The sequence below is a fragment of the Bacillus sp. Medicinal_06 genome, assembly GCF_056711665.1.
In genome coordinates this window covers 516,001-534,447 of record NZ_JBWYHD010000003.1, presented here as the reverse complement: position 1 = coordinate 534,447, position 18,447 = coordinate 516,001, and the positions used below count along the sequence as shown (strand labels likewise).

The window sequence follows — 18,447 nt, the reverse complement described above, 5'->3', positions numbered from 1 at the left end:
GATTATTTTTATGGTTACTATTAAAGTAATAACTACTGTAAATGTGTAGAAAAAATTGAACACATAGGAGGCATACAATGGATGATTTACTACAAAAAATTCAAATGCTTGGTTTAAACCAATATGAAACAAAGGCATATGTTTCATTAGTGCAACAAGGAACTTCTAGTGCTTATCAAGTTAGTAAAAATTCTGGAGTGCCTCGTGCACGTATATATGAAATATTAAATGCCCTTGAACAAAAAGGCATTGTAATGAAGGAAGAAATAAATGAAGCTGTGCAATATTCTCCTTTACCTGTAGATGTGTTTTTAGAAACTGTAAAAGAAAAATGGGAAGAGACTTATACATATGTGGAGAAAGAATTAAAACAATTTGAAAAGAAAGATCCTGAGGTGGATCCGAGAGTGACTACTTTGAAAGGTGAAGAAAATATACTAGCTTTTTGTAGAATATTAATTCGAAGAGCGCAAAAAAAGGTTGTTTTGTCAATTTGGGATACTATGTATGAAAAGTTGTTAGGAGATTTAAAAGAAAAAGAAAGAGAATGTAGCTTAAAAGGTATTGTTTTTCATGTTGAAGATCCGTTGCAAGGATTAGAAATTCATAGGAAAACAAGTTACGTTGATAATATTGGGAGCCATAAATGGTTTATTTTATCAATTGATGGGAAAGAAATGGTATATGGTCATTCAATAGAACAAAAAGGAAATGCTTTTTATACAGATGATCCAGTCCATGTATATTTGCTAGAAAATTATATATGGCATGATATACTAGTGAATCGTTTAGTAAGGAATAGTGATCAAAATATGGACTCTTGGATTGCTCCAGAACGGGATAAATTCTTTTCTATATAAGATAAGATTTTAATTAGTGTGGAATCATCTTATAGATGATTCCTTTTTACTTAACATTTTTAGTGCTACTTCATTTGAGAAAAAGTGTTACTTTTAGTCAATAGTGAGTAAGATATAATTTTTTAGAATACTATATAGTTGATAAATGTCTAAATTTTTGTCATGATAGAAAGGTGACTCATGAAAAGAACGATTATGTAAAACCAGTAGTAAGATTCAGTGTTTACTAAGGTACTACGTTTTTATTTGTGTCATAGGTGAAGAATGGATTATACTGGGGACTTCGATTCGTTTTTTAATAGAGGAAGTATAGCTTCTATTAAAAATAGGCTATATTTGAAGTTGAAGTTCACATGAAGTTCACACAGAAGTCACATTGATAATTTAAAATAAACGACGTGTGAAAAAGAAAGCCCTTGTATAAAAATGGAATTTAATATGGATGTTATTTCTAATATTTATATGAAATATTAATCTCATTTTTTAAGAGGGTAGTAGGGAAAGGGAGTTTATACAACTTATGAAAAAAGTACTAGCAGGTTTAGCAGCAGCATCTGTAGCTGGCGTAGCAGTTCCTGGAATGGATTCTGCACATGCACAAGTTTCATCTGATGCACTAAAAGAAATTAATGGACAAACACAAACACAAACAACTGAAACAAAAGCAGTAGAAACAAATTCTGAACTGAAATACACAGTAACAGCTGATGTACTGAATGTTCGTTCAGGTGCTGGCACAGACCATAACATTATTTCTAAAGTAAAAGAAGGTCAAGTGCTACAAGTAACTGGCCAAGAAAACGGTTGGTTTAAAGTAAATGTAAATGGTCAAACAGGTTATGTAAGTGGAGACTTCGTAACTACTGGTGGAAAGAAAGAAACTTCTGTTCAACAAGGAACAGGTAATTATACAGTTAACGTTTCTTCACTTAACGTACGTACAGGTCCTAGCGCGTCTCATACTGTTTTAGGTTCTGTAAACAAAGGTCAAACAGTACAAGTTGTAGGTGAAGTACAAGATTGGTTTAAAATTAACCATAATGGTGGAACTGGATACATAAGCAAAGACTTCGTAACAAAAGGCGGAACAGCTGTATCTAACCAAACAGAGAAACCAGCTACAAACAATAATGTTACACTTCAAACTGGTGGATCATATGTGGTTAACACAGGTGCTTTAAAAGTGCGTACAGGTCCAGCTACATATAACGCTGTAATTGGTGGCGTAACAAATGGTCAAACACTACAAGTTTCTGGTGTGGAAAATAACTGGTATAAAATTAACCATAACGGTAGAACAGGTTATGTAAGTGCAGACTATGTGAAATTTGTAAAAGGCGGAACAAATAACGTAACTACGCCTTCTCGTCCAACTACTGGCGGTGAACAAGGAAATACACAAACAGAAAAACCAACAACACCATCTGCTAATGGATCATCAATTGTGTCTATTGCACAATCACTAAATGGTTCACCATATAAATGGGCAGGTACAACACCTGCTGGCTTTGACTGTAGTGGTTTCGTTTACTACGTATTAAAACAAGCAGGTCATTCTGGTGGACGTCAAACTGTTGCTGGCTACTGGAGCTCTAAGACAAAAACAAGCAATCCACAACCAGGCGATTTAGTATACTTTAGCAATACTACTGGTTCTGGCGGTATGACTCATATGGGAATTTATTTAGGAAATGGTCAGTTCATCAGTGCAGAAACTGAAAAAACTGGTGTAAGAATTCAATCAGTAAATAGTTCTTACTGGAGTAAACACCTAGCTGGTTATACAAAAGCATAATAAGAGAATTTAATTCTTCAATATTATAAGGAAAAGCTTTCTAGGAAACTAGAAAGCTTTTCTTATCTTTAGTTTTGTTTTTTTTACATAAATAAATGATAGAAATGAAAAGGAGGGAAACACTTTTATAAATACATGTTTCTCTTTTTTTCATTTTGTACGAATATATATTTTTCTATTTTAAATCTCCGTGTAAAAAGCGAGAATATAAATCATGGAAATAACTAGGGCGAAATAAATTTGCGGCATGCCCAGCTAGCGGGATTTCCCTGTATAACACGTTCGGTAGAATAGATTTTAAGTCGAATAGACAAGATTTGTAGAGGTGATCATGTTCTCCCATTACCCATAGAATAGGCTGCGACAGCTCTTTTAAACGAGATTTTAAATCGAATTCTAAACGGTGCTTGAGCGATTCAACAATAATGGACGAGTGTAGTTGTAACCCAAAGCGATAATAAATGTTTTTTGAGATGACTGCAAATGGATTTGCTTTTAATATTCCACTTGGGAAAATTGTATTTGCATATTGATATAGCCAAGTAGAATAGTCATGTTCTCTTTTATCCCAAAATTTTCGAAAGACATTATATAAAAGGGATGGATTATTATAATGCCCACCAATATGGCAAAGGCTTAATACTTTTTCAGGGTATTTGTGTGCAAATATAGTAGCAATATAGCAACCATAACTTAAGGCGCAAAGATGAGCTTGTTCAATTCCTTCTTTTTCATAAAGGTCAGATAGCTGTTGTACTAATCGGTCTAAAGAAAATTCGATTGCTTGTCCTTTGTCTTCACCATGTCCTAGCAAGTCATACGTTATTATATTGTAGGAAGAAGAAAAACGTTTATATTCCTTTTTAAAGGCACGACGATTTCCAACTAATCCATGAATGAATATAATGGTTTTTTTTTCGGGATTCTTGTTTGTTTGCAAAGGGATACTCCTCTCAATCAATGAAGATTAGTAAGGTTTATGTGATATTCCTACAATAGTAGGTTGTAAAAATACAGTTTATATATATTTGAATCATTATTGTATGATTCCTTTTTTTGAAACGTAAGAATGCTCATTTGTATAAGTACCAGGTAATAATATCAGATAATTATGCCTGTTGTAAAGATGAGATTTGATGTGTTTTATTACCAAATAAGTGGACCGTTTACATTCAGTTTACATTCATACCGTATTCTAGTTTTAGAAATAACCGCTTGGTTTGAAATAAGGAGATGACCAGAAATGGAACAAAATACAGAGAAGAAAAAGGGAAGTTGGAGGAAGTTTTTACGGCTTATTCAAGATACAAATCCTCCGAACAGTATTCTTATATTTGCATTAGTAATGAGTTTGTTGTCAACAGGGGCAAGTTTGTTTATTCCAATACTTACAAAAGGATTAGTTGATAATTTTTCGATTTCCTCAATCAGTACAATGCAAATTGTTGGCTTAGTTACATTTTTTGTTGTTCAAACAATCGCGTCAGGATTATCCATTTATTTACTCAATTATATTGGGCAAAAAATTGTAGCAGGAATTAGAGAACGACTATGGAAAAAAGTTTTGATTTTACCGGTTTCTTACTATGATCAAAACAAAACGGGTGACACAATTAGTCGCATGACAAACGATACAGGTGTTGTAAGAACGTTAATATCAGAGCACCTGTCTAGCTTATTAACGGGTGGTATTTCTATTGTTGGATCGTTAATTGTATTATTTGTTTTAGATTGGAAAATGACAGTTCTACTATTAACTGTTATTCCGTTATCTGTATTGATTTTAGTGCCCCTTGGAAGAATGATGTATAAAATTTCTAAAACGTTGCAAGATGAGACAGCTTCTTTTACGAGTGTGTTAAACCAAGTGTTATCAGAAATACGCTTGGTGAAATCTTCAAATACAGAATCTAGAGAATATGAAAATGGTAACAAAGGAATTCAGAAGTTATTACAATTTGGTTTGAAAGAAGGAAAAGTTCAGGCTCTCATTACGCCAGTTATGTCATTTGTTTTAATGGCGCTACTTGTTATTATTGTAGGATACGGCGGAATGCGTGTTTCTAGTGGTGCATTAACAACTGGGGAACTTGTGGCATTTATTCTATATTTAGTGCAAATTGTTATGCCAATGAGTCAACTTTCTATGTTTTTTACACAATTCCAAAAGGCAATTGGTGCAACAGAACGTATTCATACTATTTTAGAATATGAAGTTGAAAATCATATAGATGGTATTCAGGTAACGAATGCAAAGCAATCTATTTTGATTGAAAATGTAGATTTTGAGTATAACGAAGAAGAAAAGGTACTACAAAATATTCATTTTACAATTGAATCAGGAAAAGTAACTGCCATAGTAGGACCTAGTGGTAGTGGGAAAACAACCTTATTTTCTTTATTAGAACGCTTTTATGAACCAAAGAGTGGTGTAATAAAGTTAGGAAAAGACCCTATTTCAACATACTCATTACAATCATGGCGACGTCAAATTGGATATGTATCACAAGATAGCCCGTTAATTGATGGAACAATCCGAGATAATATTTGTTATGGGGTAGAAGGGGAAGTAAGTGAAGAAGAAATAAAACGAGTGGCAGCGATGGCTTATGTTGATGCATTTATTGATGATTTACCGAAAGGATACGATACAGAAGTTGGCGAACGTGGTGTGAAATTATCTGGGGGCCAAAGACAACGCATTGCAATTGCTCGTGCGTTGCTCCGAAATCCTCAAATTTTAATGTTAGATGAAGCGACGTCCAGTCTTGATAGTAAATCGGAATCTGTTGTTCAAAAAGCGTTAAATAACCTAATGAAAGGCAGAACAACTTTAGTGATTGCACACCGACTTTCTACTGTTGTAGATGCAGACAAAATTATCTTTATTGAAAAAGGAAAAATTACAGGAAGTGGCTCTCACGATGAATTGTTACGTTCTCATGATATGTACCGAGAATTTGCAACGCAGCAATTGAAAATTAAAGAGGGAGCGCTATAAAGTGAAACTTTAATCAGTGGGGGTTTTCTTCATACCCAACTGATTATCAGACCTCACCAATCAGGCTTTTACGGGCAGTGGATCCCCCACCTATCTCCCTCGTTTCTCTCTGAATCTTGAGGTGGAGTTCTTACTGCCCGCAAATAGCGGGATAAAACGATTGTAGTATTGGATTTTGAAGCAGTGGAGATTTTTTTTAACTTCACTGCTTATTCATCATTATAACTGGCATGATGAAAGAGGAGAGGTGATGATTTGATGCCGAGAATTTTAGTAGTAGATGATGATCCACACATTAGAGAGTTAGTTTCTGTGTTTTTGGAGCGAGAAGGTTTTCAAACATACGAGGCGATTGATGGGATGGATGCTCTCCGGAAAATAGAAGAAGTGAAAATGGATATGGTTATACTCGATATCATGATGCCAAATATGGATGGCTGGGAACTATGCTATGAATTAAGAAAATATTACGACATCCCTCTTCTAATGCTTACAGCAAAAGGAGAAACTTCGCAAAAGGTGAAAGGGTTCCAGTTGGGGACGGATGATTATCTCGTAAAACCTTTTGATCCATTAGAATTAGTTGTACGAGTAAAAGCGTTACTGAAGCGATATCAGATCACTGTGTCACAGTCTATTCAAGTCGGAAATGTGTTGTTAAATCATAAAACATTTGAAGTTACCATCGGAGAAAAAGCGATAACATTACCTTTAAAAGAATTCGAGCTATTGTTTATGATAGGCTCAAAAGTAGGTAGAACATGTTCAAGGGAACAATTGATTGAAGAAGTGTGGGGTTATGATTTTGAAGGGAATGAACGGACATTAGATGTTCATATTAATCGTTTACGTGAGAAGTTTCAGGAAGAACAATCAGGTTTTACAATAAAGACAATTCGAGGGCTAGGTTATCGATTAGAGGTAAGGAAATGAGCAGGCGAAAGTTTTGGAAGGTAACGGGGAGTATTGTAGGAGTGTTTTCCACTCTCATTGCTATGTGGTCAATTGCATTTTTTGTATCGTCGAATGTGTTACGTGTTCTTAAAATCGAAGTATCACCTTTTGTCACGTTTCTTATTAGTGATATACTTGGATTTTTATTTGTTGTTCTTATTAGTATGTTAATTGGTATTTTGATGAGACCAAAGCGAGAAGCAATGGTTTGGTCCATTATTGAGCCGATACAGAAAATTACAAAAGGTGATTTTTCCGTAAAAATAAGGAATGAAGAGCAGTATGATGGAGAAATAGGTGTTCTTGTGAAAAGTATTAATGAAATGGCGGATGAATTGAATGTAATGGAAAGAATGAGACAAGAATTTGTATCTAATGTTTCGCATGAAATTCAATCACCGTTAACATCGATTAAAGGGTTTGCGCGCGCACTCCAAGATGATTACTTACCAGATGAAAAGAGAAAACATTATCTTACTATTATTGAAACAGAGACAACAAGACTATCTAAGCTTAGCCATAATTTGCTTAAATTAACATTGTTAGAATCTGAAGAGTATGTACCAGAGCGAGTAACATATCGATTAGATCAACAATTAAAACAAATTGTGCTAAATTGTGAGCCATTGTGGAGTGAAAAGGAAATTGAGCTAGAATTATCTTTAGAGAAAATGTATATCACTGCAGATGAAGAAAGTATGAGCCAAGTATGGATAAACTTACTTCACAATAGTATAAAATTTACTCCAAATGGCGGAGCAATTACAATTCAATTAATACAAAATGACGAACAGGCTGAAGTTCATATTCGTGATACAGGAATTGGAATTTCAGAAGAACAAAGAGAGCATATTTTTGAACGCTTTTATAAAGCTGATTCATCACGAAATCGTGCGTATGGAGGCAGTGGTTTAGGATTGGCAATTGTGAAGAAAGTGATTGATCTTCATCGGGGGAAAATACAGGTAGCAAGTGTGGTTGGAAATGGAACTGAGTTTATCATCTCAATCCCTGATAGTAAATTTATAAATTAAACAATGATGGTTAAATCTAGGGAAAACAATCTTTTATAAATAGGGCATGTCCTATTTATAAAAGATTTATTCTTTAAAAGAACATTTCCCATATTCACACCTATGTTGATAAGCTAGTCCTTCGCTGTTGATGCGATATACATAATGGGATTCTTTATCTTTCTTAAAATCTACAAAGGCTTCTGCTCCATTTTTATCATCATCCACATCAATGAATTGAACATGACGTATGGAATAATCTTTATCTTTTTTTAGACCTCTTTTTGCTAAGTTTTTGTGAATACCTGTTGTTAATTGATCAAAGAGGCTCCAGTTTAGATTTTTGTTTTCAAATAGTTCAGTATGCCTTCCTAAAATCCCGTTTTCCTGTATTATTTTCTTGTTAGTATCATATTGATAAACATATGTAAAATAAGGTTCATCCGTAAATACTACATGTGCGTAAGATCCCATTATACTTTTTATATGTTCTTTTTTGTATCCTTTATTAGTTTGAAGATAATGATATGTATCATTTTCAATTTTTTTATAGTTTATAGGATTTCCGTACCAAGAGTATAATCCTAATATAACTATGATCAATCCAGCTAGTATAATTCCTCCTAATCGTTTTTTTCTCCTCATTTTCATCCCTCCTATTTATAAGTTGATTATATATTAAAAATAAGAAGGATACGTTATCTAAAACTGGTTACATATGTAATTTGTGAATCGTACATTGAACACAATAGTTACTTATAAGTAACCTACGCACATAAAAGTGCATAATTGCATTTTAAATTAGATGCAGATAGAATTCATGATAGGAAAAAGCAATTTAGAATCATTGAGGAGTGTTATATTTGGCAGAATTATTACAAGGGAAAAATGCATTAATTACAGGAGCGGGAAGAGGAATTGGTCGTGCTGTAGCGATTGCTTTAGCAAAAGAAGGCGTAAATGTTGGTCTTTTAGCGCGCTCTGAAGAGAACTTAAAAGCAGTTGCGAAAGAAGTGGAGGCAGAAGGTGTCAATGCTGTAATTGCTACTGCGGATGTATCTTCATATGAAGAAGTGACTACTGCTATTGAAACATTAAAAAGTGGATTAGGTTCTATTGATATTTTAATTAATAATGCGGGTATTTCTAAGTTTGGTAAATTTTTAGAACTAGATGTTGCTGATTGGGAAAAAATTATCCAGGTCAACTTAATGGGTGTATACTATGCAACTCGCGCAGCATTACCAAGTATGATTGAACAACAGTCTGGTGACATCATTAACATCTCATCTACGGCAGGACAAAAAGGTGCACCAGTAACAAGTGCATACAGTGCTTCTAAATTTGGTGTTCTTGGTTTAACAGAATCGTTAGCGATGGAAGTACGTAAACATAACATTCGTGTAACGGCTTTAACACCGAGTACAGTTGCGACGGATATGGCAGTAGATCTAGGATTAACAGATGGTAATCCAGATAGAGTTATGCAAGCAGAAGATATTGCAGAGTTTATCGTAGCCCAGCTGAAATTAAATAAACGTACATTTATTAAATCGGCTGGACTTTGGTCTACTAATCCGTAAAAATAAATAAAAAAGATTTGGCTTAGGGCCAAATCTTTTTTATTTATTTTTCAGTCTGAATTTTTCGTCTATAATGATATTGAAGGGTTATCTTACATAATTAGAAGGGAATGGTATTGGCATGAATCATATCGATAAATGGAAGGTTTTCGATGATTATATTACGGACTTGCTTGTGCCAACTGATCCTATTTTGAATGAGGTACTTCAAGCGAATGCTAAAGCTGATCTACCAGCACATGATGTTTCGATAGCTCAAGGAAAGTTCTTGCAATTGTTAGTGCAAATTCATGGAGTACAAAATATTTTAGAGATTGGAACATTAGGAGGGTATAGTACAATATGGCTTGCAAGAGCTTTACCAACAGGTGGTCGTCTTATTACGCTTGAGACAAGTGAAAAGCACGCTGAAATTGCTCGTGCTAATTTTGAAAAAGCTAAATTGAGTGATGTGGTTCATGTACGAACAGGGATGGCAGTAGACTCGTTACAACAAATAGCTAATGAAAACCATGAACCATTTGATTTTATTTTTATTGATGCAGATAAACAAAACAATCCTGCATATTTTGAATGGGCTCTTAAACTGTCAAAGCCTGGTAGCTTAATAATAGGGGATAATGTAGTGCGCGAAGGGGAAGTGATTAATGCTTCAAGTGATGACCCGCGCGTGCAAGGAATACGTCGTTTTTATGAGTTAATAGCTAATGAACCACGTGTTACTGCCACAGCAATTCAAACAGTAGGGAGTAAAGGATATGATGGATTTGTAATGGCGCTTGTAACAGAGTGATAAAATTTAAATGGGGCTATAGATCTAGTAGACTAGGAGGAGAAAAAATGAAGAAACTATTTGATATGTTATAACGTGTATGGAATACAGGAAATCCTTCTCGTGCTCCTCCGAAACGAATAGAGTACAGTGGAATAATAAAATTTGGAGGTTATAAAAATATGAGAAGCGAAAAAGAAATGATGGATTTAATATTAAATACAGCGAGAGAAGATGAACGGATTCGTGCAGTTATTATGAATGGCTCTCGTGTGAATCCAAATGTGAAGAAAGATTGTTTTCAAGATTACGATATTATATATGTGGTGAAAGGTATAAGGTTATTCACATCTGATCACAGCTGGATTAATAAATTTGGAGAAAGAATGATTGTACAAATGCCAGAAGAAAGCACTTTAATTCCACCCGAAGAGGATGGAAGATTTCCTTATTTGATGCAGTTTATAGACGGGAATCGAATCGATTTGACTTTAATTCCAGTAGAATTAGTAAAGGAACTTCTTGATAGAGATAGCTTAAGTGTACTTCTTCTGGATAAAGATAGCTGTATTGAACCGTTCCCACCAGCAAGTGATTCAGATTATCTTATAACTAGGCTAAGTGAAAAAGAATTTACAGATTGCTGTAATGAGTTTTGGTGGTGTAGTACCAATGTTGCTAAGGGGCTGTGGAGAGAAGAACTACCTTATGTAAAAGAGATGCTTGAAGGTCCTGTGCGAGATATGCTGGTGCAGATGCTAGAGTGGCATATTGGGATGAAGACAAATTTTACAGTAAGCGCTGGAAAGTTTGGGAAGTATTTTGAAAAATACCTTGAGCAGGACGTGTGGAAACAATATGTGGAGACTTTTTCAAATGCGGAGTATGAAAACATTTGGAAGTCTGTCTTTATAATGGGGAATTTATTTAGAGAAACTGCAATCGGGATTGCTAGCTATTTTAGTTACAAATATCCACAAACTGATGATGATAGAGTGACAAACTATTTAGAGCATGTGAAGTCTTTACCGAGAGATAGTCAAGAAATTTATTAAGTAGATAGAAGGGAAGTAAGATCGTTCCAAAGGTGGGACGGTCTTATTTCTGTTTGTGAATATGGACCTTTCTAACAAAATTCGAATGAACGACATATAAAATATAAGGGAGGTTTTTATCATGTACTATTTTTATCCATCCGAAATGTTTAGTCCTTTTCAGTGGAATCTAGAACGTAATATTCCTTTTTATACTCCGTATTCTTATATACCGTATTCAGATCCTTTTTATTATCAAAATTATCCTAGTTCGATTCATAATTTATCAAATGTTGATTTAGGTAACGAAGTGCAAAGTGAGGAGGAGGTTCGAGGCTCTTGGACTCCGTTTTCATGGGTTGAAAAATATGCTTATGCGTTTTCAGGACCATTTAATAAAGCTGAGGTTGCTCTTACATTTGATGATGGGCCAGATCTTGTATTTACCCCGCAAATATTAGATAAGCTAAAAAGTTATGGTGTGAAAGGTACTTTTTTTCTTCTAGGTGAAAATGCAGAAAGGTATCCTAATGTAGTAAAGCGAATTGCGAATGAGGGTCATATTATTGGGAATCATTCGTACAATCATCCCAATTTAGCTAAAGTGAGTGATGAAGAATACCGGAATCAAATTGTAAAAACAGAAGAGACATTGAAGAGGTTGGTGGGGTATGCGCCAAAGTTTATACGTCCACCTTATGGTGAAATACTTGAAAAACAGTTGGGATGGGCGACAGAGCAAAACTTTATGATTGTACAGTGGAGTGTAGATACAGTTGATTGGAAAGGTGTAAGTGCAGAGCAGATTACAAATACTGTATTAGGAAATGCGTTTCCGGGAAGTGTTATATTACAACACTCTACCCCAGGAGCGAACTTGCAAGGATCCGTAGACTCATTAGATCGAATTATTCCTCAACTGAAAGCAAAAGGATCACGATTTGTGACGCTTCCTAGCATGTTTCAAACGTCGAAACAGAGAAAGTAAATATAAAACAATGAGGTTGGGGAATGGACATAAAATACTGTATTCAGTTTGTACATCATTTAAACAAGAGTGGTGTATTTTTTTGTTATGGAAAATATAGGTTGTGATTAATTTTTATTGTATAATAAAGATGTGTATTGAAAAATAGGTGTGTGGATGTGAGAGGGAGGATAAGATGACATATGCACTTGTAAATATAGGGATGAGCATGTTAATCGGTATTATATTTATACTAACTGCACTCATATTGCAAAAAAATCCACCAACAGATATTAACGCAGTATACGGGTATCGAACAAAGCGTTCAATGAAAAATAAAGATCTATGGAATGCTGGAAATCGATATAGTGCTGAAGTTATGAAACAAAATGGTGTTTTTATGATTTTAGTAGGGAGCGCAATTGGATTGCTATTTAAATATACGCATACAACGATTGTGATCTTAAGTCTTATGATTATATTAATCATTCGTATGTTTGTAAAGGTAGAGAAGAAATTAAAGACACTAGAGGAATAATGAATTGTATTTGCCCCGCATTAACGGGCAGTAAGAATCCCACCTCAAAGTTCAGCAAAAGCAAAGAAGTTAGGGGGGAATCAACTGCTCGTACAAACCCGACTGGTGAGGGCTGATTAAAGTTTCACTTTACCAATCCTTGATGATGCAAACTTTAAAAAACTATTTTTTTAGCATAGCTTGTCCTTTTTCCACAACAAATTCATAATATTCGAGTTCATATGGATAGATATCTTCAAATGTTATTGTAATAGGTTTAGCGTTTTTGTTTACAACTGGAATACCTGTTGTAGAGGAAATTGCCCCTTTTAACAGTTGTAAGAAAGAAGCCGCATTTACTTTCATTACATCTTCAACTTCATCACCTGGTGCAAACGGAAGTGATTTTGTAACAGCGTGAAAATACATATGACACATTTCACGATCAATGAAGTGCGGGATTTCATGATTGATTTTAAAAATGCCTTTGTATTCTAAATCAGTAGCTTGAAAGGAGAGGCCTAATTCCTCTTCTACTTCACGAAGACCACCTATTCGTGCATCTTCACCATCCATAATATGTCCAGCAGATGTAATATCCCATTTTCCTGGGAAATCTTTCTTGTTTTTAGCTCGTAATTGGAAGTATAACAACATGTCTTCATTTTCTTTTTCCACAAACCAGCAATGGAATGTTTCGTGCCAATCACCGTCACGATGTACATCATCACGTAGTTTTTTTCCAATTTTGTTTCCTTCTGCATCAAATATCGTTAACCATTCTGTCATTTATATTCCCCTTTCTATATAGTTTAGTATACAATAATTGTATGTAATTTTGGGAAAATAAAGAAAAATCAAGGGGGTATATTGAATGGGACTGGAGGAAACAAAAATCAACTCTTTCATTTCAACGGAAGAAGAATTACGTCTTATTTTAGGGTATCCAAGTGAGCGTGCGGTGAAGAAAGTGATTCCATCTCTTGATCATCATTGTCGTGATTTTCTATCTAAATCTCCGTTTCTTGTAATGTCTACTTCAGATAAGTTTGGGTATTGTGATGCTTCGCCAAGAGGAGATGCACCTGGATTTGTACATGTTTTAAATGAAAATCAAATTGTAATTCCAGAAAGGCCGGGGAATCGCCGAGTAGATTCGATTCTTAATATTTTATCTAACCCAAAGGTGGGGCTTATCTTTCTTATTCCAGGGCTTGGAGAATCATTACGAATAAATGGGCGTGCAGCTATTACAAACGATGAAGAGATTTTAGAGAAGATGCAAGTAAATGGTCGCAGTCCGCTATTGGGAATTGTTGTGGAAGTAGAAGAATGTTTTATTCATTGTGCAAAAGCATTTATACGTTCTGAATTATGGAATCCAGATTCTTGGTTAGAAAAAAAAGCATTACCATCAGCGGCAAAAATACTTGTTGATCATGCCAAAGTGAATGTAAATGAAGAAGAAGTGGCACGATCGTTAGAAGAAAGTTATACGAAAAGGTTATATTAAAAAATTGTATTGTGTATGGTTTGAGGAAGTATATAAATATAATGAATATATAAAAACTAGAAAGATATTTGCTTCAATGGTAGCCAGTATGTAGTAAAGGTTAATAAAAAAGATTTATAAGTGTTTGTTATCTTAACTCCGCATTTTTTGATGAAGAGTTTATAGGTTTCTGTATGAGTGAAATTGTTATTTTAAGATATAAAATGTAACGTTAATCATGTTTTAGGATAAAAGCTATACGAAAAGTAAAAGGAATATTTCTTTGAAAATAGGCTTGCTTTTTTGAATTATCGTAATTATAATAATTTAACAAGTAGCCATGAACGAAAAAGTAATGATAAGGACACGAGATTATTTTTACGGTTTGCAGAGAGGGAGGCCATAGGCTGTGAGCTTCCTAACACAAAAAATAATCTTACCACCTTTGAACTCTGGTAGTGAACGAGTAATCTAGTAATTATTGGCGGTCTCAGCCGTTATCTGAACTTGAGCAATTCAAAATGGAAGTATATTTGGATTGGAACAAGGGTGGAACCACGAAAGCACATTCGTCCCTTTTATAGGGAGAGTGTGTTTTTTTTATAGAATAAATATTTAAAAATTAAAAAAATAAAAACTTTTCTTGCTTTTTTGTAATATGTACGTATAATGAATTAACAAATAGAACCGAACGAAAAGTAATGATAAGGACACGAGGTCATTTTCACGGTTTGCAGAGAGGGAAGCCATAGGCTGCGAGCTTCCTAACACGAGAAATAATCTTACCACCTTTGAACTCTGGTAGTGAACGAGTAATCTAGTAATTATTGGCGGTCTCAGCCGTTATCTGAACTTGAGCAATTCAAAATAGAAGTATATTTGGATTGGAACAAGGGTGGAACCACGAAAGCACACTCGTCCCTTTTATAGGGATGAGTGTTTTTTTTTTTTTTTTTTATGTATTGCTGAATTGAAAGGAGGTGCAGTTGGAGTGAAACAATTGGTCCGAACGAGAACCACCATTGACTGCGCAAATAGGAAGAAGTTAATCATCCAGTATTTTGAAAAATAGGAGGAGATTTAAAAATGAAGAATGTAGTACACGTTGGAGTATTAGGGCTTGGAACTGTAGGGAGCGGTGTCGTTCATATTTTGGAAGATCACAAGGAGAAAATTAGCCTTGATACAGGATATGAAGTGAAGGTAAAGGCCGTGGCAGTACGTGATGTGGAAAAAGAACGTGATGTTTCAATTGATGGAATCCTGATAACAAATGATGCAAATGAAATTTTAGAAGACTCTAATATTGATATCGTAGTAGAAGTGATGGGCGGAATTCTAGAAGCAAAACAGGCTATTGTAAGAGCGTTACGCAATAAAAAACATGTCGTAACTGCAAACAAAGATTTAATGGCTGTATATGGTAATGAATTATTAAAGTTAGCAAATGAAAATGGCTGTCAGTTGTATTATGAAGCAAGTGTAGCTGGAGGGATTCCAATTTTAAGAGGATTAGTAGATGGCTTAGCTTCTGATCATATTGAAAAAATTATGGGAATTGTAAATGGTACAACAAATTATATATTAACAAAAATGAGTCAAAATGGTTGGTCATATGAACAAGCGTTGCAAGAAGCACAAAAGCTAGGGTTTGCAGAATCAGATCCGTCAGCAGATGTAGATGGACTAGATGCTGCGCGAAAAGTGGCTATTCTTGCAAATTTAGGATTTTCGATGAATGTTTCTTTAGATGATGTACGTGTTCGAGGGATTCGAAATGTCGAAAAAGAAGATTTAGAAATGGCTAGGAAACTAGGTTATACTATGAAACTGGTTGGGAAAGCGGAGAAGCAAGGTTCGGCTATTAACTTAAGCGTAGCGCCTACTTTATTACCGAGCCATCATCCACTATCTAATGTGAACAACGAATTTAACGCTGTATATGTACACGGTCATGCTGTTGGGGAAGTTATGTTTTATGGGCCAGGGGCTGGAAAATTACCAACAGGATCTGCTGTAGTGAGTGATATTATTTCAATCGTTAAAAATATGAATCAAGTAATGAAAAGTCAAGATGTGCTAAAAAAGTCAGTGCCTTATAAATTAAAACGGGATGAAGAAGTTGTTTCGAAATACTTTTTACGTATCTTATTGCGAGATGAACCAGGAATGTTTCAAAAAATAACAGAATGTTTCGTTAATGGGTTGATTAGCTTAGAAGAAATTATACAATTGCCATTCAATCAAGAGCTGGCGGAAATTGTGATTGTGACGCATCAAACTTCAAAATATCAGTTTGAAAAAGTTTTAGCATCAATAGAGAGTGTAGCGAATGAAATAAAGAGTTATTACGCTATTGAGGAGGAGAAACAATATGTATAAAGGATTATTAAAGCAATATGCTTCTTATTTACCAGTGAATGATCATACACCAGATGTAAGCTTAATGGAAGGAAATACACCACTTATTCCACTTCTGAATATTTCTAAAGAATTAGGGATTCATTTATATGGGAAATATGAAGGTGCTAATCCAACAGGATCTTTTAAAGATAGAGGAATGGTAATGGCCGTAGCGAAAGCAAAAGAAGAAGGGTCACAAGCAATCATTTGTGCTTCAACAGGCAATACATCCGCATCGGCAGCGGCATATGCTGCTCGCCTTGGGATGAAGTGCATTATTGTTATACCAGAAGGGAAAATTGCTCATGGAAAGTTAGCACAAGCAATCGCATATGGAGCAGAGATTATTTCGATAGAAGGAAACTTTGATGATGCGCTTCGAGCTGTACGCCAAATTGCGGCAGAAGAGCCGATTACATTAGTAAACTCGGTGAATCCATATCGAATTGAAGGTCAAAAAACAGCTGCGTTTGAAATTTGTGATCAGTTGCAAAAAGCACCAGATGTTCTTGCTATTCCAGTTGGAAATGCTGGGAATATTACGGCGTATTGGAAAGGTTTCTGTGAGTATGAAAAAGAGAAGGGATTTAAAAAGCCAAAAATTCATGGTTTTGAAGCAGAAGGAGCAGCTGCAATTGTTAAAGGTCATGTCATTGATTCACCAGAAACAGTCGCAACTGCGATTCGCATTGGTAATCCAGCAAGCTGGTCCTACGCTGTAGAAGCAGCGGAACAATCAAATGGTGAGATTGATATGGTGACAGATGAAGAAATCTTACATGCTTATCGATTGTTAGCGAAAACAGAGGGAGTTTTTGCAGAACCAGGGTCAAATGCTTCTCTGGCGGGTGTAATCAAACATGTTCAAGCAGGGAAAATTCAAAAGGGAGAGACAGTTGTTGCTGTGTTAACAGGAAATGGTTTAAAAGACCCTGACATTGCTATTGCTTCTAATCATTTGGAAATTGCAAGTGTTTCAAATGATATGGAACAAATAAAAGAACATATTAAAGGAGTGATTGTTTCGTGATTCCATTTAAAGTTCGTGTTCCAGCTAGTACAGCAAATGTAGGGCCTGGTTTTGACTCTGTTGGAATAGCGTTATCATTATATTTGGAAGTAGCTGTGAAAGAAAAGTCAACTCATTGGTATGTTGCACATTCATTTGATTCTTCAATTCCCAGTGATGAAAGAAATTTAATTGTAAGTACGGCACTTAAAGTATGTCCTTCTTTATCTCCACATACAATAGAAGCTACTAGTAATATTCCGCTCGCGCGAGGGTTAGGAAGTAGTGCATCAGCCATTGTAGCGGGAATAGAACTTGCAAATCAACTTGGGGAATTACATTTAACAACAGACGAAAAAATTCACCTCGCTACGAATTTTGAGGGACACCCTGATAATGTAGCTGCTTCTATTTTAGGAGGTACTGTTATTGGGGCGATGGATGGGGGGCATGTATCTGTTGTTAGAATAGAGAGTAAAGAATTAGGGGTAATCTCTCTTATTCCTGATGAAGAATTAAATACAAATAAAAGTCGTTCTGTATTACCAGAGACATTTCACTTTCATGATGCAGTTCGTGCTAGCGCGGTAAGTAACGTATTAGTGGCAGCGTTATGCCAAAAGAAATGGGAAATTGTTGGTGAAATGATGGAAAGGGATCTGTTTCATGAACCATATCGTTCACAGCTTATTCCCTTATTACCAGAAATCCGCCAGTATGCAAAAAAAATTGGAGCATATGGAACTGCGCTTAGCGGTGCTGGACCAGCGGTTTTTATTCTGACCCCGTATGAAAAACGTCAGGAAATTGCGGTGCAATTAGCAAAAGTATTTCCGGCTATGCAAGCTTGTCAGTTAGAAATTGATCATGAAGGAACGGTTGTGAAAAGAGAGGAAAGCGCAGGTTTATCAGTAAGAAAATAAAGTACGAAAACAAAAGGGTACAGACTTAATCTAAAAAGATTAAGTCTGTACCCTTTTGCTATGCTCATTGGAATATTGGAGCTTTTTATAATGATTTCTTTATCATTTCGTATTGCCACATTCC

At 35.1% G+C, this 18,447-nt stretch carries 17 protein-coding genes and 1 other annotated feature; of the genes, 14 read left to right on the top strand and 3 right to left on the bottom strand.

Going from position 1 to position 18,447, the window contains the following annotated elements:
- The first annotated feature begins 77 nt into the window (after positions 1-77).
- Positions 78-860, top strand: coding sequence for a TrmB family transcriptional regulator (locus AC1M36_RS09815; RefSeq protein ID WP_336453570.1), 783 nt, complete (start codon positions 78-80; stop codon positions 858-860).
- 520 nt (positions 861-1,380) lie between these two features.
- Positions 1,381-2,655, top strand: coding sequence for an enterotoxin EntFM (entFM, locus tag AC1M36_RS09810; protein WP_479845801.1), 1,275 nt, complete (start codon positions 1,381-1,383; stop codon positions 2,653-2,655).
- Between the two features lie 175 nt (positions 2,656-2,830).
- Here entFM and AC1M36_RS09805 read toward each other — a convergent pair whose 3' ends face one another.
- Complete coding sequence (locus AC1M36_RS09805) at positions 2,831-3,595, bottom strand: alpha/beta fold hydrolase (RefSeq protein WP_336453568.1); 765 nt, start codon at positions 3,593-3,595, stop codon at positions 2,831-2,833.
- 303 nt (positions 3,596-3,898) lie between these two features.
- Here AC1M36_RS09805 and AC1M36_RS09800 point away from each other — a divergent pair, with 303 nt between their 5' ends.
- The 3 genes from AC1M36_RS09800 to AC1M36_RS09790 all read left to right on the top strand — a co-directional run bounded on the left by AC1M36_RS09800 (position 3,899) and on the right by AC1M36_RS09790 (position 7,644).
- Positions 3,899-5,656, top strand: a complete 1,758-nt coding sequence (locus AC1M36_RS09800; protein ID WP_336453567.1) for an ABC transporter ATP-binding protein — start codon at positions 3,899-3,901, stop codon at positions 5,654-5,656.
- Between the two features lie 255 nt (positions 5,657-5,911).
- Positions 5,912-6,589 carry an envelope stress response regulator transcription factor HitR gene (gene hitR / locus AC1M36_RS09795; RefSeq protein WP_336453566.1) on the top strand — a complete coding sequence of 226 codons (678 nt, stop codon included), beginning with the start codon at positions 5,912-5,914 and terminating at the stop codon, positions 6,587-6,589.
- Positions 6,571-7,644, top strand: a complete 1,074-nt coding sequence (locus AC1M36_RS09790; RefSeq protein ID WP_336453620.1) for a sensor histidine kinase — start codon at positions 6,571-6,573, stop codon at positions 7,642-7,644. The genes hitR and AC1M36_RS09790 overlap by 19 nt, the downstream gene beginning before the upstream one ends.
- A gap of 66 nt (positions 7,645-7,710) precedes the next feature.
- Here AC1M36_RS09790 and AC1M36_RS09785 read toward each other — a convergent pair whose 3' ends face one another.
- A complete protein-coding gene (locus AC1M36_RS09785) occupies positions 7,711-8,274 on the bottom strand; it encodes a hypothetical protein (RefSeq protein ID WP_336453565.1) in 564 nt (187 codons plus the stop codon).
- A gap of 212 nt (positions 8,275-8,486) precedes the next feature.
- On the opposite strand from AC1M36_RS09785, the gene AC1M36_RS09780 reads away from it, so the two are divergent.
- The 5 genes from AC1M36_RS09780 to AC1M36_RS09760 all read left to right on the top strand — a co-directional run bounded on the left by AC1M36_RS09780 (position 8,487) and on the right by AC1M36_RS09760 (position 12,517).
- Complete coding sequence (locus tag AC1M36_RS09780; RefSeq protein ID WP_336453564.1) at positions 8,487-9,206, top strand: 3-ketoacyl-ACP reductase; 720 nt, start codon at positions 8,487-8,489, stop codon at positions 9,204-9,206.
- Positions 9,207-9,327: 121 nt separating this feature from the next.
- Entirely contained in the window at positions 9,328-9,999 is a 672-nt protein-coding gene (locus tag AC1M36_RS09775) for an O-methyltransferase (RefSeq protein ID WP_336453563.1), read from the top strand.
- 161 nt (positions 10,000-10,160) lie between these two features.
- Positions 10,161-11,033, top strand: coding sequence for an aminoglycoside 6-adenylyltransferase (locus AC1M36_RS09770; RefSeq protein WP_336453562.1), 873 nt, complete (start codon positions 10,161-10,163; stop codon positions 11,031-11,033).
- Between the two features lie 121 nt (positions 11,034-11,154).
- Positions 11,155-12,000: a peptidoglycan-N-acetylglucosamine deacetylase gene (locus AC1M36_RS09765; RefSeq protein WP_336453561.1), complete on the top strand. Its 846-nt coding sequence runs from the start codon at positions 11,155-11,157 to the stop codon at positions 11,998-12,000.
- 175 nt (positions 12,001-12,175) lie between these two features.
- On the top strand, positions 12,176-12,517 hold the full coding sequence (locus AC1M36_RS09760; protein ID WP_336453560.1) for an SdpI family protein: 342 nt from the start codon (positions 12,176-12,178) through the stop codon (positions 12,515-12,517).
- A 162-nt stretch (positions 12,518-12,679) separates the two neighbouring features.
- Here the strand turns inward: AC1M36_RS09760 and AC1M36_RS09755 are convergent, their stop codons facing one another.
- Entirely contained in the window at positions 12,680-13,285 is a 606-nt protein-coding gene (locus AC1M36_RS09755) for an NUDIX hydrolase (RefSeq protein ID WP_336453559.1), read from the bottom strand.
- An 85-nt stretch (positions 13,286-13,370) separates the two neighbouring features.
- Here AC1M36_RS09755 and AC1M36_RS09750 point away from each other — a divergent pair, with 85 nt between their 5' ends.
- The 4 genes from AC1M36_RS09750 to thrB all read left to right on the top strand — a co-directional run bounded on the left by AC1M36_RS09750 (position 13,371) and on the right by thrB (position 18,323).
- Positions 13,371-14,009, top strand: coding sequence for a pyridoxamine 5'-phosphate oxidase family protein (locus AC1M36_RS09750; protein WP_336453558.1), 639 nt, complete (start codon positions 13,371-13,373; stop codon positions 14,007-14,009).
- A gap of 325 nt (positions 14,010-14,334) precedes the next feature.
- Positions 14,335-14,568, top strand: a binding site (T-box leader).
- Positions 14,569-15,074: 506 nt separating this feature from the next.
- Positions 15,075-16,370 carry a homoserine dehydrogenase gene (locus AC1M36_RS09745; protein ID WP_336453557.1) on the top strand — a complete coding sequence of 432 codons (1,296 nt, stop codon included), beginning with the start codon at positions 15,075-15,077 and terminating at the stop codon, positions 16,368-16,370.
- Positions 16,363-17,421: a threonine synthase gene (thrC, locus tag AC1M36_RS09740; RefSeq protein WP_336453556.1), complete on the top strand. Its 1,059-nt coding sequence runs from the start codon at positions 16,363-16,365 to the stop codon at positions 17,419-17,421. The genes AC1M36_RS09745 and thrC overlap by 8 nt, the downstream gene beginning before the upstream one ends.
- Positions 17,418-18,323, top strand: coding sequence for a homoserine kinase (gene thrB / locus AC1M36_RS09735; protein WP_336453555.1), 906 nt, complete (start codon positions 17,418-17,420; stop codon positions 18,321-18,323). The genes thrC and thrB overlap by 4 nt, the downstream gene beginning before the upstream one ends.
- Positions 18,324-18,447 lie beyond the last annotated feature (124 nt).

Coding starts and splice junctions, on each gene's coding strand:
- AC1M36_RS09815 (WP_336453570.1), top strand. CDS start 78: ATGGATGATTTACTACAAAAAATTCAAATGCTTGGTTTAAACCAATAT.
- entFM (WP_479845801.1), top strand. CDS start 1,381: ATGAAAAAAGTACTAGCAGGTTTAGCAGCAGCATCTGTAGCTGGCGTA.
- AC1M36_RS09800 (WP_336453567.1), top strand. CDS start 3,899: ATGGAACAAAATACAGAGAAGAAAAAGGGAAGTTGGAGGAAGTTTTTA.
- AC1M36_RS09785 (WP_336453565.1), bottom strand. CDS start 8,274: ATGAAAATGAGGAGAAAAAAACGATTAGGAGGAATTATACTAGCTGGA.
- AC1M36_RS09775 (WP_336453563.1), top strand. CDS start 9,328: ATGAATCATATCGATAAATGGAAGGTTTTCGATGATTATATTACGGAC.
- AC1M36_RS09770 (WP_336453562.1), top strand. CDS start 10,161: ATGAGAAGCGAAAAAGAAATGATGGATTTAATATTAAATACAGCGAGA.
- AC1M36_RS09765 (WP_336453561.1), top strand. CDS start 11,155: ATGTACTATTTTTATCCATCCGAAATGTTTAGTCCTTTTCAGTGGAAT.
- AC1M36_RS09760 (WP_336453560.1), top strand. CDS start 12,176: ATGACATATGCACTTGTAAATATAGGGATGAGCATGTTAATCGGTATT.
- AC1M36_RS09755 (WP_336453559.1), bottom strand. CDS start 13,285: ATGACAGAATGGTTAACGATATTTGATGCAGAAGGAAACAAAATTGGA.
- AC1M36_RS09750 (WP_336453558.1), top strand. CDS start 13,371: ATGGGACTGGAGGAAACAAAAATCAACTCTTTCATTTCAACGGAAGAA.
- AC1M36_RS09745 (WP_336453557.1), top strand. CDS start 15,075: ATGAAGAATGTAGTACACGTTGGAGTATTAGGGCTTGGAACTGTAGGG.
- thrC (WP_336453556.1), top strand. CDS start 16,363: ATGTATAAAGGATTATTAAAGCAATATGCTTCTTATTTACCAGTGAAT.